Origin of the sequence: Massilimicrobiota sp. An105, from assembly GCF_002161155.1 — a bacterium.
Classification (GTDB): Bacteria; Bacillota_I; Bacilli_A; order Erysipelotrichales; family Coprobacillaceae; genus Allocoprobacillus; species Allocoprobacillus merdigallinarum.
In genome coordinates this window covers 1-16,066 of the sequence record NZ_NFLY01000034.1, presented here as the reverse complement: position 1 = coordinate 16,066, position 16,066 = coordinate 1, and the positions used below count along the sequence as shown (strand labels likewise).

18 protein-coding genes are annotated in these 16,066 nt (G+C 34.2%); 9 read left to right on the top strand and 9 right to left on the bottom strand.

Annotation, left to right across the window (positions count from 1 at the left end; translation table 11 throughout):
- Positions 1 to 344 precede the first annotated feature (344 nt).
- Positions 345 to 569 carry a helix-turn-helix domain-containing protein gene (locus tag B5E48_RS09740; protein ID WP_158097282.1) on the top strand — a complete coding sequence of 75 codons (225 nt, stop codon included), beginning with the start codon at positions 345 to 347 and terminating at the stop codon, positions 567 to 569.
- 25 nt (positions 570 to 594) lie between these two features.
- On the opposite strand, the gene B5E48_RS14115 is transcribed toward B5E48_RS09740, so the two are convergent.
- Genes B5E48_RS14115 through B5E48_RS09705 form a run of 8 tightly spaced genes read right to left on the bottom strand, consistent with a single transcriptional unit; the run spans position 595 to position 7,781 of the window.
- A complete protein-coding gene (locus tag B5E48_RS14115; protein WP_087304899.1) occupies positions 595 to 870 on the bottom strand; it encodes a winged helix-turn-helix domain-containing protein in 276 nt (91 codons plus the stop codon).
- A gap of 6 nt (positions 871 to 876) precedes the next feature.
- Positions 877 to 1,029: a hypothetical protein gene (locus B5E48_RS13630; protein WP_158097281.1), complete on the bottom strand. Its 153-nt coding sequence runs from the start codon at positions 1,027 to 1,029 to the stop codon at positions 877 to 879.
- A gap of 1 nt (position 1,030) precedes the next feature.
- A complete protein-coding gene (locus B5E48_RS09730) occupies positions 1,031 to 1,411 on the bottom strand; it encodes a metal-dependent transcriptional regulator (protein WP_087304898.1) in 381 nt (126 codons plus the stop codon).
- 14 nt (positions 1,412 to 1,425) lie between these two features.
- Positions 1,426 to 2,895: an ABC transporter ATP-binding protein gene (locus tag B5E48_RS09725; RefSeq protein WP_087304897.1), complete on the bottom strand. Its 1,470-nt coding sequence runs from the start codon at positions 2,893 to 2,895 to the stop codon at positions 1,426 to 1,428.
- 14 nt (positions 2,896 to 2,909) lie between these two features.
- Complete coding sequence (locus B5E48_RS09720; protein WP_087304915.1) at positions 2,910 to 3,641, bottom strand: energy-coupling factor transporter transmembrane component T; 732 nt, start codon at positions 3,639 to 3,641, stop codon at positions 2,910 to 2,912.
- A gap of 4 nt (positions 3,642 to 3,645) precedes the next feature.
- The gene (locus tag B5E48_RS09715) at positions 3,646 to 4,233 is read right to left on the bottom strand and encodes an MptD family putative ECF transporter S component (protein ID WP_087304896.1); all 588 of its coding nucleotides are present in this window, start codon (positions 4,231 to 4,233) and stop codon (positions 3,646 to 3,648) included.
- A gap of 16 nt (positions 4,234 to 4,249) precedes the next feature.
- Positions 4,250 to 5,986: an ABC transporter ATP-binding protein gene (locus tag B5E48_RS09710; RefSeq protein ID WP_087304895.1), complete on the bottom strand. Its 1,737-nt coding sequence runs from the start codon at positions 5,984 to 5,986 to the stop codon at positions 4,250 to 4,252.
- The gene (locus B5E48_RS09705; RefSeq protein WP_087304894.1) at positions 5,979 to 7,781 is read right to left on the bottom strand and encodes an ABC transporter ATP-binding protein; all 1,803 of its coding nucleotides are present in this window, start codon (positions 7,779 to 7,781) and stop codon (positions 5,979 to 5,981) included. Before B5E48_RS09705 ends, B5E48_RS09710 begins: the two co-directional genes overlap by 8 nt.
- A 196-nt stretch (positions 7,782 to 7,977) precedes the next feature.
- Between B5E48_RS09705 and B5E48_RS09700 the strand changes: the two genes are divergently transcribed.
- Together B5E48_RS09700 and B5E48_RS09695 are read left to right on the top strand one after the other, a co-directional pair.
- Positions 7,978 to 8,970: a helix-turn-helix domain-containing protein gene (locus B5E48_RS09700; protein ID WP_087304893.1), complete on the top strand. Its 993-nt coding sequence runs from the start codon at positions 7,978 to 7,980 to the stop codon at positions 8,968 to 8,970.
- A gap of 3 nt (positions 8,971 to 8,973) precedes the next feature.
- Positions 8,974 to 10,110: a tyrosine-type recombinase/integrase gene (locus tag B5E48_RS09695; protein WP_087304892.1), complete on the top strand. Its 1,137-nt coding sequence runs from the start codon at positions 8,974 to 8,976 to the stop codon at positions 10,108 to 10,110.
- A gap of 747 nt (positions 10,111 to 10,857) precedes the next feature.
- Here the strand turns inward: B5E48_RS09695 and B5E48_RS09685 are convergent.
- The gene (locus B5E48_RS09685) at positions 10,858 to 11,535 is read right to left on the bottom strand and encodes a hypothetical protein (protein ID WP_087304891.1); all 678 of its coding nucleotides are present in this window, start codon (positions 11,533 to 11,535) and stop codon (positions 10,858 to 10,860) included.
- A gap of 825 nt (positions 11,536 to 12,360) precedes the next feature.
- Here B5E48_RS09685 and B5E48_RS09680 point away from each other — a divergent pair.
- The 6 genes from B5E48_RS09680 to B5E48_RS09655 all read left to right on the top strand — a co-directional run bounded on the left by B5E48_RS09680 (position 12,361) and on the right by B5E48_RS09655 (position 15,677).
- Complete coding sequence (locus B5E48_RS09680; protein ID WP_087304890.1) at positions 12,361 to 12,693, top strand: hypothetical protein; 333 nt, start codon at positions 12,361 to 12,363, stop codon at positions 12,691 to 12,693.
- A gap of 34 nt (positions 12,694 to 12,727) precedes the next feature.
- Positions 12,728 to 13,090 (top strand): hypothetical protein, encoded by a 363-nt coding sequence (locus B5E48_RS09675; protein ID WP_087304889.1) that lies wholly within the window; start codon positions 12,728 to 12,730, stop codon positions 13,088 to 13,090.
- A gap of 7 nt (positions 13,091 to 13,097) precedes the next feature.
- The gene (locus B5E48_RS09670; RefSeq protein ID WP_087304888.1) at positions 13,098 to 13,511 is read left to right on the top strand and encodes a sigma-70 RNA polymerase sigma factor region 4 domain-containing protein; all 414 of its coding nucleotides are present in this window, start codon (positions 13,098 to 13,100) and stop codon (positions 13,509 to 13,511) included.
- A 438-nt stretch (positions 13,512 to 13,949) separates the two neighbouring features.
- Positions 13,950 to 14,315: a type II toxin-antitoxin system PemK/MazF family toxin gene (locus B5E48_RS09665; RefSeq protein ID WP_087304887.1), complete on the top strand. Its 366-nt coding sequence runs from the start codon at positions 13,950 to 13,952 to the stop codon at positions 14,313 to 14,315.
- A gap of 4 nt (positions 14,316 to 14,319) precedes the next feature.
- Positions 14,320 to 14,538, top strand: coding sequence for a hypothetical protein (locus tag B5E48_RS09660; protein WP_164483586.1), 219 nt, complete (start codon positions 14,320 to 14,322; stop codon positions 14,536 to 14,538).
- 83 nt (positions 14,539 to 14,621) lie between these two features.
- Positions 14,622 to 15,677 (top strand): tyrosine-type recombinase/integrase, encoded by a 1,056-nt coding sequence (locus B5E48_RS09655; protein ID WP_087304886.1) that lies wholly within the window; start codon positions 14,622 to 14,624, stop codon positions 15,675 to 15,677.
- Positions 15,678 to 16,066: the final 389 nt, after the last annotated feature.

Genomic DNA, 16,066 nt, shown 5'->3' with positions numbered 1-16,066 from the left:
TACATATTGAAATCGATAAAAATCATTAGATTCTCTTTTATTTTATATTCTTACAACTTCTTCCTTATGGAATATGAATAATAGAAAAATCTTTAAAATTATTCTTTAATAACGTAATATTCTTTTTATCATTTTCATAGAAATATAATAAAAAACAACTAAATAAAATTGATTATTAACCAATGTCATTCAGTCCTTAACTTAATGACATTGCTTGTCAGACTTCTTGCACAATCCATTATTTTAAAATTTTCAAAGTTTCTGATGTATGGAATGGGGAAAAGCGGTTATACTAATAATAGTGCATTATATTTTTAAGACCAAACCAAGAAGAGGTGGTGGCATTGACGGAACAGGAGTTGAGCAAAGAGACAATCGAAAATGCCGTAGCGGGAGATCCTCAAGCAATCAAAAAGGTGCTGGAACATTATGCGTCCTACATAGACAGCCTTTGTACCGAGGAAAAGGAACGCCCCGACAGAACGGTTGAGAAAACAATCAACGAGGACATGAGACAGCAGGTAATTTGTAAGCTGTTGGAAAAATTACCAAACTTCAAAGAGAGCTAAAAAGAAACCGAGGCATGATAGAAAATCACGCTTCGGTTTCTTCATCTTTTGGTGCTACGAATTTATAACCTGTATGGATAACCGTTTGTATGTAAACAGGATTGGTAGGGTCAGGTTCAATCTTTTGTCGTAAGTGGTATATCGTACTGGCGACGGAGTTATGACACGTCTCACAATCCTCATTCCATACAGCCTCAAATATTTGCTGCTTTGTAAAAACTCTGCCCGGCTGCTGCGCCAGATAGAGCAGGACGCTAAATTCCAGATGGGTCAGCGGTATTTCTGTTTCTCCCCGGAACACCTGACGCTAATAAGGCAGAATTGTTAAACCTTTGAATGATAACGGCTTGTTCAATTTCAGTGTGCGAACTTCTGACTGTTCGTCATCTAATAATTGAATGATTTTTTGATATAAGGTATCGTCGGGATTGTCAGCCTTAATGACAATCAACTTTCCCATATCAGCCGCTCGCCTTATTTCCCACCGATTTTTTTAACTTTTGAAAGCTCTCCTCGCTGATACAGTGTTCTATACGGCAGGCCTCCTTTTCAGCCGTTTCTCTGTCAACGCCTACATCTACAAGTCGTTCCACAAAAAACAGATAGTATTCATAGATTTGCGCCGCTATTTTGTAGCCCTTTTCCGTAAAGAAAATGTAATAGTGCTCATTCATCGTAATATAGCCGTTCTCTTTTAACACCTTCATAGCATGACTGACGCTCGGTTTGGAAACTTCCAGAAAAGCCGCAACATCAGTTGAACGAACATTTTGTTCCCCCTGTTTCTTTTTTAAGATAAGAATTGCTTTTAAGTAATTCTCTAACGCTTTACCTAATTTCACATAGCAGCACCTCCTTATTGTCCCAAGTCAAAAAAGGATTCTAATTTTTGAATATTCTCGCTTGTCAAGGCACCGTTCCATGCGACAGCACCTTTTTCCATGAACACAAAATAATCACAGCAACAGTCAATCAATTCAGGGTCATGGGTAATCAAAAGGATTGTTTTTCCCATATCGCGTAAATCTTTCAAAATCTTGGCAACTTCCAACATATTTCTGTAATCTAAGCCGCTGGTAGGTTCATCAAAGATTAACAGCTTACGTTTGGAAGCGACTGCACTTGCGATTGCGACCCGTTGTTGTTGCCCGCCAGATAAAGACATAGGGTGTCGTTCTTTAAAAGGTACTAAGTTTAAACTTGACAAGATTTCTTCCGCAGCAGCAATATTCCCGTCATCTTCTTTGTCCATACTTAAAAGGACTTCATCGAAAACATCTTCCGTGAATAGCTGATGACTTGGATTTTGCATAACCATATAACATTCATTCAATCGCTCTTTATATCGAAATGTTTGATTATCAAATGTCAGCATACCTGTGTTTTTCTCTAAGCCACAAATACAGCGGGCAAAGGTGCTCTTTCCTGCGCCATTACTTCCCACAATTCCGATAATCGCATTTCTTGGCAAAGATATTTCATCAATATTCAAAGCGGAAACGTTGTCATAATTAAAATTAAAATGAGCAAATTTAAGTTTTTCTCCTGTTTCCTTATAACCGTCCTTTGCAGGGGTGAAATGTACGGTATGTAAAGAGCGAAGCCCCATAGCTTGTATCTTATCCGCAGGAATGGAACAGAACTCATCAGCAGAAAAATCATATTTGATTTCTCCCTCGTCCATATAGAGAACACGGTCCACAAGATTGACGAGATAACTCAACCGATGTTCTGCAATAATAATGGTCTTACCTTGTTCTTTCCACAAAGCAATTACTTTTGATAATTCGCGTATCGACGGTATATCTAAATTTGACGAGGGTTCGTCCAATACAAAAATATCCGGTTCAATCATGGCGGACGAACCACAGGCTATTTTCTGTTTCTCCCCGCCCGATAAAGCGAAAATGCTACGGTTCATCAAGGACTGTAATTTCAGATTGGAAACGATCATTTTCATGCGTTTCATAATATCTTCTTTTGAAAGTCCGAGATTTTCACACCCAAAAGCAAGTTCTGACGTTGTATCAACCGCAAAAAATTGACTTCTTGGGTTTTGAAATACAGAACCGACGATTGCCGCAGTTTCATACAAAGGCTCTTTGGATATGTTCTTCCCATTGATAAATACAGTTCCCTTTAAATTACCCTCATAGTAATTTGGAATTAAGCCATTTATCAGTCTTGTAAGGGTTGTTTTGCCACAACCTGATGTTCCACATAGCAGTACAACCTGTCCAGACGGGATTTTTAAATTGATGTTTTTAAGCTGACCGCTTTCGTCCCCGTTTTCATAAGAAAAAGATATATTTCTAAACTCTATCATTAAACATACCTCCTTTACAAAACGCCCAATTTACGCAAAATATCCAATACAAACAGGATTATGCAGCCGAGTATCAATATTATATCAACAACTCGGAATCCAATATGACAGATATTTGTTCTGCGAACTGGTGCGCCTAAACCACGGGTGAGTGCAGCAGCAGACAATTCTTCGCCAATTTTAACGGAACAAATCATCATAGGGATAAAACGATATTCCAAAATTTTTGTTGTCTTTTTTCCGCCTAAACGAATCCCTCTCATTCGCATAGCGTCTCCTATGGAATGGTATTCTTCCATAACCGTTGGGAAAAAGCGAAGCATGACAGCAACAGGAATTACAATCTTTTCCGATAGATGAATACGCTCCATAGCAGCGATAAATTCACTGACGGTTGTTGTATGTACGGTATGATATCCCATAAGCAGCCCTGGCAATACTCTTGCAATAAATCCACAGGCAAACAAAAGTATAAAATTTGCCGCGCCAGTAGTTAGTGGTATAAGGAAATTTTCTCCCAAATAGCATAGGATATAGATAATCCCACTAATGACCGTCAGTTTCCGTTTCCCGTCCAAAAATAATAATGTCAGCGGAACCGCGGTAAGAAGCGGCTTAATCACTAACGTGATACCACCGCCCTCACCGCCAATTACCAAGAAGCAAATCGCAATTAAAAGGATTAGCTTGGTACGAGGGTCTAACTTTGTTCTGTGTACTTGATTTTCACTGTTTAAAATTTCCATAGCATTAAGCAATCCCTGCTTTTTTAAAATGTTTCTTCAACAACGCTTTACCAATCCAGCCGCCAACAAGCCCACTGATGAAACAAACAATCAGTAATACAATCGCCATATAATTAGGCAAATATGCCTGAATGGTGTCAGCCCAAGCCTGTCCATAGCTTTCTACTGCGTGTTTAAAATAGGCTTCTCTTGTAACAAATACCGCCATATAGTTGCCAATGTACCATAAGCTAAAGATACCATTTGTTATAATGCTCATTTTTGCACTGGTATAATTTCCATACTTCCATGCGAGATCAGCTAATAATCCGGCAATCGTTCCTGTAATCAAACTCCAGTAGCCCATACCTGTCAAAAGCATAACCAATCCCATTAAAATTCCCATAATGGTAATCATGCCAAATTTTTTTACTTTTGTTAAGAACAGCATAAATGGAATACCACCGACAATAGGACAAATAATTGTCATCAGCGGATACATAATCGGGATCAGGCTCAAAAAAGCCAAAGCACACGTAATTACAAGATAAATTGCAGAGTAAATTCCCACATTGACTAAATCTTTTGCCTGAATTTTGTTTGATGTTTTCATAAAATTGTTCCTCCTATTAATTTAATGACCATTCAAAACTTTCATTCTGTAACTGAACCATGTGGCTATATAAACCACCTTTTGCAGCAAGCTCCTGCGGAGTACCTTCTTCCACGATTTTCCCTTTGTCCAAAACAATGACTTTATCTGCCCCAGCCACAGTACGCATACGGTGAGCTATCACTAAGACAGTCTTATTTTTTGTTAATCGTGTGATTGCGTTCTGCACAGAGGTTTCGTTCTCTACGTCCAAAGAAGCTGTCGCTTCGTCTAAAAGAATAATCGGTGCGTCTTTTAACAAAGCACGTGCGATAGAGATTCTTTGACGTTCTCCACCCGATAACGTCGAACCATTTTCTCCAATCACCGTGTCATATCCCTTTGGAAATCTTGAAACAAATTCATCGCAACAAGCGGCTTTCGCAACAGCAATTACTTCTTCATCTGTGGCGTCTCTACGTCCAAGACGGATATTTTCCATGATTGTGTCGCTAAACAATACAACGTCCTGAAAAACAATAGAGAAATTCTTTAACAGCACTTCAGGATCAACAGTTTTAATATCTACACCGCCCAACAGTATATTTCCTCCATTAACGTCCCAAAATCTGGCTGCCAATTTTGCGGCGGTACTTTTCCCACTTCCAGATGGTCCGACAAAGGCGGTTACTTCTCCTTGTTTTGCCGTAAATGATACATCATTCAATACGTTTTCTCCGTCTTTATAAGAGAATGACACATGATTAAATGAAATATCGTAATTTTTGTTAGCGCAATTTTCCGAGCCTGATAATTCTGGCTGATTTTCCAATTCTTTCATGCGCTTAATCTGCAAATTAGCATTGAATATTTCTGTCAACTGCGACATTACACCGCTTAACGGCTCATACACTCTTGAAGCTGCCAACAAGAACAACATATATGTAAATAAATCTGTTCTGTCATTAACAAGTAAAACGGCACCAGTAAGCACAACCAGTGGAAAGCCAACTCGCAATAACATCTGTGCTGATGTCAGTAATGTTCCAGAAGTCAACTCTACCTTAACAGAATCCCTTAATACATCTTGTAATTTCTTTTCTAATCCGCCTAAATACTTTTCAGTCTGATTGCAGGTTTTAATATCTGCAATATTGTCTAAAAATTCTTGTATTCCGTCAGCCGCCGCCAAGCGGGAGTTCATTCGTTTTGTTCCCATTCGCTCCTGCAATTTTTTACTTCCAAGTATCAGTAAAAGAGCAACCGGAAATACACAAAACAGTGCCAGCGACATTCTCCAATCTACTACAAATAAGCCTATCATAATCAAAATGATTGAGAATACAGAACCTATCATTTTCGGGATTGCCCCTGAAAAGGTACGTTCCAGTTCGTTACAGTCGCTCATCATAGAAGTAGTCATTTCCGATAAATCATGTTCCCCAAAATAGGATAACGGTAGTTTTCTCAATTTCTCGGCAAGTTTAATTCTTCTTAGAGAGCTTTCTTCATAAGCTGCAATATAAGTACAGCAATATTCGATATAATTACAGATGAATATAATTGCGATACTCAAAACGGAGAGTATCACATATAGCAGGATATTCGGTGTACTCGCTTCTTCTCCTAACAATGGCTTGCAAATCTCCTGCAGAACCATTAAGAACAATGCCATAGGAATAAAGAGGCTTACATTAGAAAATGTAGCGGCAAGCCCGCCTTTTTTCAAATCCTTTGCGCCTTTATCGCTAAGTGCGAATAATCTTTTAAGCATAAACGTCCGCCTCCTTTCCTAAATTCCAGCATACAGATTTTTGGTATTCGTTCCACATCTTCGTATAAACACCGTTTGTGTCCAATAGTTCTGTATGCGAACCACTTTCAATAACTTTCCCATAGTCCATGACAAGTATTTTATCTGCATTTCTTACCGTCGTCAGTCTATGTGCAATCATTAACACTGTTTTGCCTTTAATAAGATTTTCAAAAGCCTTTTGAATACGATACTCATTTTCAGCGTCAGCAAAGGAAGTTGCTTCGTCTAAAATGATGATTGAAGCGTCTTTTAAAATCGCTCTGGCTAAAGCAATTCGCTGTATTTCGCCTCCAGACAGATAGACACCCTCTGTACCGATCACGGTATGGATTCCTGTCGAAAATTTTTCAATAATATCGTTACACTGTGCAGCGTCCAAAGCCTCTAAAACTTCTTTTTCGCTTGCCGTAGGTCGCGCTGCTCTTACATTTTCTAAAATAGAAGTTTTGAATAGTTTTGTTGTCTGCAAAACAAAAGCTATATTTTCAGCTAATGCCTTTTCTGACAATTCTTTTACATCAATACCGCCTATTTTAATCGAACCAGAATCTACATCATAGAAACGTGGTATCAAATTTGCGACAGTTGTTTTTCCGCTTCCAGAAGCTCCTACCAAAGCATAAGTTTTTCCTGCCGGAAGTGTAAAAGACAAGTCATTGACCGCAGGGGTTTCCGATTCAGGATAAGTAAAGTTGACATGAGAAAATTCAATATCTGCCCCACAAAATTCCTTTGGATTTTTTGATTGGCTCAATGGTTCCTCATATAAAATGTTATCAATGCGCTTCACCGCTTCCTCTGCCGCAATTTTGTAGGAAGATACATACATAATTTTGTTTATCATTCCCGCACAAGCTGGTGTGAATAATACATAAAAGAGCCAGTCAATGATAAATCCCTGATAATCCGCAGCCCCTTGTAAAAATATCAGTCCAAAAGGTATCAGCAAAAGAAACGCACCGTTGATTAAGGCATAAAAAATACTCATAGGCCACTTACAAGATAGAACAAATGCGGTATTATACTCTTTATAATTCAGGATTGATCTATAAAAACTCTTGAAAGAATAAATCGTCTGCTGAAATACCTTGACAACAGGAATACCTCGGACATATTCTACCGCTTCTTTGTTCATCGTTTCGCCAGCGTCTTGTACCTGTTTAATATATTTAGGTGCTGTTGTTCCCATGACAGCCCCCTGGACAACAAAACCTATTGCCAATGGAATCAGGCTTAATAATCCCAAGCGCCAATCAAAGATAAATAGGAATACCAAAATAACAAATGGTGTAATAAATGCACTTACCATATCGGGTAACTGATGAGCGATAAAAGTTTCTGTGGAATCGGCATTTTCATCAATGATTTTTCTCAATTTACCGCTGCCGTGTCGTGAAAAATATCCTAATGGTAATGTTGTCAAATGCTTTAGTACAGCCACCTTTATATTTTTAGCAATACTAAATGCTGCCAAATGCGAGCAAAGCAGAGCAATATAATAGGCGAGGAATCCACCTACCGCAAAAGCAACTGCCGCCCAAGCATACGTCATAAGAGAACTTAAAGAAACTTCGCCAAGATTAGGTAATACTGCAAAGATTTCTTTTGCCACATACCAGAGGCAAATAAACGGACAAAGAGATAGCACCGTTCCAACTGCCGACAAGACGCAGGACACGCTTACCAGATATTTCTTTGATTCCGCAAATTGTAATAGTCGGGAAATCCCGCTTTTACTTTTTTTCTGTGCCATATCTGCACTCCTTTCTTTAGAAACACAAATTGTAATCCCTACGGTTTTGTGATATAATTTGTGTTAATATGAGTGTTAGTTTAAGCTAACCTATCTCAATTATAGTCGTTAGGCTATTGAATTTCTATAAGGTTAAATCATTTTGTGCTGACAGCCGAAACGATTGTGCTGGCAGCCGAAAAAGGTGGTGTATTTCTTGCCAAGTATTATAGAAGATGTATTTGTTCCGCAATTTACGCAATTAAATCTTTCTCCTACCATAGGCGTACAAAGCATAAAAAAATGTGGTATTACATACAGACCAAAGACTGATAAGATAAAAGGATATTTCTGGGTGCTGCCCATTCGCAATTTATGTGCTATTACCATAGCCGATTTACAATTTTCAGAAGAAGTAAAATTGCGATATGCTCACCCGCCTTTTATAGCCATAGGAAATTATGCACCGCCTCTGTTAGAGCATTTTGATGTGAATACAGAGGTTTCTTATGCTGCTCAATGTGCGAAAACAGAAAATCATCTTGTGGGATATATCGACAAAGAAACATATTTTAATGCTACTATGCCAAGCGGCGGAGTGTTTCAATGTGTTTCCATTACTATGCTGCCGGATTATTACGAAAAATTTTTACCAAATTATTTTTCTCTTACAACGTCTGAAATTATTAAGATGATAGAATCTATAAAGGAAATGAGTACACTCCCTGAAATAGAATACTTATTCGCACAAATATGTAAAGCGAACCCGTCAGCACAGGGCGGCGCACTGTACTATGAAAGCAAGATATTAGAGCTTATTTCGCTTATCCAAATGAGACATGAAAATGCAAGTGCATTTCCTGATTCTGAACCTTTGGACGAAGAAACGATTGCTATGATACATCGAGTTGCAAAATTCATACAGAAGAATTGCGAACAGCATATAACAATTGAGACACTGAGTAAGATTTTTTATACCAATAAAAATAAGTTATCTTATCTGTTTCGCATGATATATGGGGTCAGCATTATAGATTATTTTCAAAAAATGCGGATAGAGAAAGCGAAAAATCTATTGGAAACGACTGATTTATCAATCCATGAAATCGCAAATATGGTAGGATATAAAAATCAGGGTAGTTTTTCAGAACGCTTCAAAGAAGAAACGGATCTCACTCCAACAGAATATAAAAAAATCTTAAATCTATAAAAAGTGGAACACGGAAGATACGTTTACAAATATACCGATATGTACGGGCAGCCACAGTTTGTCTATGCTTGGAAACTTGTTCCGACAGACAAGACACCCGCTGGGAAACGTGAAGATTTGTCATTGAGGGAAAAGCAGAAAAAGATTAAGAAAGACCTCGACGACTGTATCAACACCATAGGCGGGAAAATGACAGTCTGCCAGCTTTATGCAAAGAAGAACAGCCAGAGAAAGAATGTGAAACGCAACACAGAAAAAGGTCGCCAGTATCTTATGAAAATTCTGGAAAACGACCCGCTGGGTGCAAGGAGCATTGATACGGTGAAGCTATCGGACGGTAAGGAATGGGCTATGCGAATGTATGAGAATGGCTTTTCCTACAAGACGATTAGCAATTACAAGCGTTCTCTAAAAGCGTCATTCTATATGGCGATTGAGGACGACTGTATCAGAAAAAATCCTTTTAACTTCAAATTGAGCGACGTTCTGGAAGATAATTCAGAACCCAAAGTCATTCTCACGCCAGAGCAGGAAGAAAAAATGCTTGCCTTTATGGAACAGGACAAGACGTACAGTAAGTATTATGATGAAGTGGTTATTCTTCTGGAAACGGGGCTTCGTATCTCTGAATTTTGCGGTCTGACAATCCATATAGATATGGCAAACCGTATCATCAATGTAGACCACCAGCTATTGAAAGATACTGAAATCGGCTACTACATTGAAACACCTAAGACCAAAAAAGGAGAACGCCAGCTTCCAATGACAGAAAGAGCCTATCAAGCCTTTAAGCGAGTGTTACAGAACAGAGGAAAGGCAGAGCCTATCGTTATCAATGGTTACAGCAATTTCCTGTTCCTAAATCAAAAGGGCTTTCCTAAAGTGGCTGGCAACTACGAAAGTATGTTGCGTGGGCTTGTGAAGAAATATAACAAGACGCATAAAGACCAGCTACCAAACATCACACCACACTCATTCAGACATACCTACTGCACGAACATGGCAAACAAAGGAATGAACCCGAACACCCTGCAATACATCATGGGACATTCAAACATCACCATGACATTAGGGTACTACGCACACGGTACTTTCAATTCAGCGAAAGCAGAACTTGAAAGACTGGCTCTTGCTTCTTAAATCGGTGATTGTACTACTCATTTACTACTTTTGGTTGCATTTTCATGCTGGTAAATGCCAGCTTATGCAGAGTATCTTCCCAAAGGAAAATGCCGATAAAGCCCTAAAATACAGGCTATACCGACATTTACCAGCTTATGAAAAGATAATCAGAAATTTAGTAAGTTTTTAGTAAAAATAAAATCAAATTAATAAAATTTATATACTGGTTTTCTGTTATTGCAGATATTTGCTTTTTATTCATAGCATAATATAATCAATCATATTTACTATGTACTAAAATTTAATTAAAAACCTCATAGTCAACTAATAATGAGATATCTTTTTCATCAATCCACTCTTTTACACTGTTAATATATTGAATAATTTTATCAAAATCAAGTGAAATTCTTGTTTTCTGAATAAATTCACCTGTTTTTGAATCTAATGTGCATAAATTATATGAAGCTTATCGGCATCTATCTCAAAATTGACTAAACTTTTCATAGTGACCTTCTGTTGTTATTACAGTAATGATTCATTATTTTTATTTTCTATTTAACTGTGAATCTAAATACATGTTTTGACAACTAGGAGGACACTTCATATTATCACCTATAAAGATTTTTTAATTAAATCTATATATCAATAAATACCTTAATATTGAAATAAATAGCAATTGATGAATTTTGGACTTCTCTAAGTGATTTTATTGCTCCTGAGGCAAAGAGTTAAATAAAAATATAATTAAAATTTCGTTTGATTGTTTCATTTTTTTATAACTTCTTTTTTTAAATTTTTCAAATTCTTATCTAGTTCATATAAACTATCAACCAACAATTCTGCAACACCATATAGATCTGAAAAACTAACACCAATATATTTATAAAACTTATTTTGATCGATGCTTTGAGAATATCCATACAAAACAAAGTCAATAGGCTGACCTATTGCATTACTTTTCATACCATCAACGCTTAAATAAAACCATTGATTTTTGTAAGCATCCATTTTAACGAATGGAGAAGTCTTTGACCTTATATCAACACATATAAAATCTCCATCTAAACCATATTTTTTATGACGATTTGTACTTAAAGGATGTGCAACAACAAAAGAACGTATCGCTCTTAAATATCCCTTTGCTTTTAATACTAGGTCTAAATCTTGGTAAATATAATTATTTCCTAATCCTTTTTTTAAAAGCTGTTGAATTTTTTCTATAGATTCATTTATCCAATCAATCAATACGATAACATATATTACATCCTTCATAGTTGGCTTAGATAAATATTGGATTTCTTTATTTAAATCTTGAATACTAAAATTAATTTTTTGCAAATAGTCTTGACTAAGATAAAAATTTTCTTTATTCCCCCAAATCCATTGTTTATGCAAACTATATTTTAATTTATTCAAATTTTTTATTTCTCTTATCCTATTCACTTTAATTACCTCCATCAAATAATATACCAATTAAGAAATAGAAAACAACTAATAAAATTAATTTTATAAAATTTACTACAAAATATTTGTGGATTTCTACATGTTTATATTAAAAATATTTTACTTTTCATTCTACTTATACCCTCACTTATATTACAACAAATTCTTATCATTATCCTTTAAAAGGATAAATTATATTCTATTTTTACTCTTTTTAACAAAAATATTGCTAATTTTTTCCAAAGAAAAACTATATAGTAATAATCTTTATAATTAGTCTCTTTAAGAAATAAGTGCATTAGAGCTATATATAAAAATATATTTTACATATTGTAATTTATAAATTCATCTGATAGAAACCCTTAGCACAGAAGGAAATACTGTTATTGACATAAGACATAAACTGAATTCTTTACTAAATAGAGTTAAGGGGGGAAAAATTCTGATGGTTATCATATACATCTATTTTTATCGATACGTTTCTCGATGTTATGTTTTAAAAAAAGCTTATTTTATTATAATTCATCTTGCTGATGTCGAGTTCTTACTTAGTTTATTTAAATATAAAACATTTAACCATGAAGAAATTAATAGATTATTTTTATACTATTCTATTAATTTCTTCTTTTTTTATCCTCGACCGCCTCCCTCCTTTCTTTGAAATCAAATTCAAAGAAAGGAGTAACAATGTGTGATTATATTTGATTATAAAAAAGAGATTTTAAAGAGATTAAAATAAATAATAATAAAAAGTACTTTATTAAGAGCGGAAAGAAATTTATAGAAGTTCCCATAGAAGTATATAGACTATACAAAGCTGATTATATGAAAACGTACAGATCCATAAAAAGAAAACAAGGACTTTCTCAAATAGCTTATGAAGAAGATTTTATGTTAAATAGTATTATAAATATGGATAGATATTATATTGAACAAATCAATAAAAAAGAATTAATACATAGTCTATCTAAAGCAATAAAATTATTGAATGATGAACAATATTTTATTATATATTCAATATTTTTTAAGGATGAAACTGAAGCATCAGTTGCTAGAAAATTAAATATATCTCAACAAGCATTAAACTGGAAGAAGAAAAAAATTCTTCTTTTTTTTAAAAATCATTTGTTAAACTCGTCAAACAGTAACGAATCCTAGTGAGAATGAAATTCTCAGAAAGGAGACCATGAATATGGCGAAAACAAAAATACTTGTGCTTGTAAAAGCTAATCCATCACCATTTGCAAAGGAGGTGCTTCAGTACCAAGAAAAACTAATTAGAGAAAATATTGATTTATCCAAAGTCACTCTGTGTGGGACGTATCGTTTTATAGGAAAAGAACTCAATTTTAATTCATTTAAAGAATCATGTATTATTCAAAAGATTAGAGCACGTTCTATTGATCAAATCATGATTATCTCAAAAAACATTATTTCTTCTGATATATCAGTATGTAATGATTTTGAATACTTTTGTAATCATTATGGTGTAGATTTGATTGAATTATCTTCTTTATTTCAAGTCATGAATGAAATTATCAGAATTTTAAGGTAATATCATTATGAGTTATAACTATAAAAATGAATATAAAAAATGGTATGCTTGGAAAGAAAAAGAAGAAGAAATTTTAAAAGCATTAAACGTTCCTCAAGCACTTATCAATCAATTAAGAGATTATGATTATGAACAGTTCAAAGCTGATAGAAGATATAAAACTAGACATTTGCTTTTTGATGATAACTTTTTTATCAATCGAGCTATCTATGATAAAAAACAGTACTTATCACTAAACGATTTGTTGAATGATATTGAAAATGAAGCATTATATGAGTATCTAAAAAATAGTGATGAAAAAATATTAGAAATAATAATGTTAAAAATTCAAGGCTATTCTATTAGGGAAATTTCAAAAATAACTGGACTAACAACTAATCAAATCTATAAAAGAATAAAAAAATTAAAAAAAGTTTTATAAAAATGGCGAAAATGAGGTTATTAAAACGCATATATAGTGAGGGGGTAATTCATTACTCCTCAATATTTAGTTCTTTGAAAACCGAATAACATCTATTGGATACGTTCCCATCTTATGAGCTATTCATTGGATACGCCATGACCTATAAAAAATATATAATCATATTTTTATAGTGAGCGATCAACATCTCAATGTAAAAATGACTGGCAATCATTCAGCAATGAAATAAGATGAGGGATCATGATACTCCTGCAATGCAGTTGTGTGAGATACCACACAAAGATGAAATTTCTGTGAAAGATACTAGCCATATCTTGTCCAATAGGATTCCCTCTAGTTTTCGGGTTATCAGGGATAAATAGAAAACTATGATTCATAAAAAAATCACATCAGATAATTGTAAATATTATCTGATGCTTACATAAAGGAGGAACAAGTATGCATATCAAACGTGGAGAAATCTATCTAGCAAATCTAGATAAGCCATTTGGCTCTGAACAAGGTGGTATCCGACCTGTATTAGTTGTTCAAAACAATGTAGGTAATAAATATTCCCCTACCCTATTGGTAGCCTGTATTACAAGTAAAGCCCATTCCAAACATCACCTTCCAACACATTATGTTATTCCAAAACATGTCGGTCTGAAATATGATTCATTGGTGATGATGGAACAAATTAAAGTTATTGATGAAAAACGTATTATTAAATATATAGGAAAGTTATCCCCTAAATATATGAAAATTTTAGATAAACGTTTAAAAATCAGTCTTGGACTTATACCTATAAGAAAAGGAGAAAAATAAAGTTATGATCAAACAAGATATTATACAATTCAGTGGCAATAATGTACCTATCTCTGAAGTAGCTAAGATAATGAAAAAAGATAAGCAATTTGTAAGAATTGGAATACAGGAAAAATGGCTTCCAATTGGTGTAGCATATAGAAAAGAAGGATCTTCGGAATATTCATATTACGTTTCACCTAAAAAATTATATGAATATACAGGATATATATACAAGGAGTAGTTGTCAAATGTACTTATAGAATTTTTATACATTTCATTTCTTATATCTTCTGTTCTATAATAACAGCGAAAGGAGTGGTAGCAATGAAATTACCAAACGGATTTGGAAGTATCTATAAATTGAAAGGAAATAGAAGAAATCCTTATATGGTTGTTTTGACTAAAGGATATGTGCGAGTCAAAAACAATATCAAAAGAGAGAAAATGATATTAGGTTATTATTGTACAAAAAAAGAAGCATTAAGTGCTCTTACTAATTATCATGAAAATCCTTATGATATTCAAACTGAATCTATTACTTTTGCTGAATTATATGAGAAATGGTCAGAAGAACATTTTAAAAAATTAAATAATAAGTCTTCGATTAGAACATACACAGCAGCATTTAATCATTCAAAGCCATTACACAACATGCGTTTTAAAGACATTCGACCTAATCATCTTGAAGGAGTCATAGAAAATGCTGATGTGGGAGATGCAACAAAATCACGAATGAAATCAATGTATAATTTAATATATAGATATGCTTTAAAGTATGATATCGTTAATAAAAATTATGCTGAACTATGCAATTCAATTAAAGTTGAAAGAAAAAAAGAAAAAATTCCCTTCTCTCATAATGAAATCAAAATGATGTGGGAACATACAGAAGATCTTCCTTTCGCTGATATGATATTAGTAGGAATTTACACAGGATTTAGACCCATAGAATTAATAAGTATCAAAAATGAAAATATCCATTTAGAGGAAGGTTACATTATTGGTGGTACTAAAACAAAAGCTGGAACAAATAGAATTGTCCCAATTAAATCAGAAATAAAATCAATAATTAAGAGCAAATATAACCCCGATAATGAATATTTGTTTAATGACTATAATGCTTTTGAACATGAATATACACCTCTCTCCTATGATAGATATAGAGGAAGGTTTTCAAAAGTAATGACAGCATTAAACATGCATCATACTCCGCATGAAACACGACATACATTTATCACCTATGCTAAAAAATGCAAAATTAATGATTATATTTTGAAAAAAATTGTTGGTCATGAAATACGTGATATTACTGAAAAAGTGTATACTCATAGAAATATAGAGGAACTAATCAGTGAAATAGAAAAAATACACTTTCTGTAGTTACAGCCGAATAGTGTAACAGGCATTCTATAGAATTAATAAGACCTTGTGAGTTGATAAAAAATTTCGTGAATTACTAACACGTTACTAACAGGGTATTATATATTTTATATTATTGAATTAATTATTGATTTATAAGAACTTTTATAGGTTGAAATAGACTTACTGAGCCTTAATATAATCTATAAAAAAGTCATTCGCAGTATCGATCGAAGAAGCTTGTAAATAATTAAGCAAACTATAAAATAAAGTCATGATGAAAATCATGGCCAATGGAGTCAACTTAGTATATTAGACTAGGTGACTCTTTTTTTATTTCTGTTATTCTTGTGGTATGACTATATGTACTCTTTATTATTATGCAAAAAAAGCGCATAAAGCCCCTGTTG

Bases quoted from the DNA above. Each gene is read 5' to 3' on its own strand.
- B5E48_RS13630 (WP_158097281.1), bottom strand. From the start codon at position 1,029: ATGGGAAAGTTGATTGTCATTAAGGCTGACAATCCCGACGATACCTTA.
- B5E48_RS09725 (WP_087304897.1), bottom strand. From the start codon at position 2,895: ATGATAGAGTTTAGAAATATATCTTTTTCTTATGAAAACGGGGACGAA.
- B5E48_RS09720 (WP_087304915.1), bottom strand. From the start codon at position 3,641: ATGGAAATTTTAAACAGTGAAAATCAAGTACACAGAACAAAGTTAGAC.
- B5E48_RS09715 (WP_087304896.1), bottom strand. From the start codon at position 4,233: ATGAAAACATCAAACAAAATTCAGGCAAAAGATTTAGTCAATGTGGGA.
- B5E48_RS09710 (WP_087304895.1), bottom strand. From the start codon at position 5,986: ATGCTTAAAAGATTATTCGCACTTAGCGATAAAGGCGCAAAGGATTTG.
- B5E48_RS09705 (WP_087304894.1), bottom strand. From the start codon at position 7,781: ATGGCACAGAAAAAAAGTAAAAGCGGGATTTCCCGACTATTACAATTT.
- B5E48_RS09680 (WP_087304890.1), top strand. From the start codon at position 12,361: ATGAAAACGTACAGATCCATAAAAAGAAAACAAGGACTTTCTCAAATA.
- B5E48_RS09675 (WP_087304889.1), top strand. From the start codon at position 12,728: ATGGCGAAAACAAAAATACTTGTGCTTGTAAAAGCTAATCCATCACCA.
- B5E48_RS09670 (WP_087304888.1), top strand. From the start codon at position 13,098: ATGAGTTATAACTATAAAAATGAATATAAAAAATGGTATGCTTGGAAA.
- B5E48_RS09665 (WP_087304887.1), top strand. From the start codon at position 13,950: ATGCATATCAAACGTGGAGAAATCTATCTAGCAAATCTAGATAAGCCA.
- B5E48_RS09660 (WP_164483586.1), top strand. From the start codon at position 14,320: ATGATCAAACAAGATATTATACAATTCAGTGGCAATAATGTACCTATC.
- B5E48_RS09655 (WP_087304886.1), top strand. From the start codon at position 14,622: ATGAAATTACCAAACGGATTTGGAAGTATCTATAAATTGAAAGGAAAT.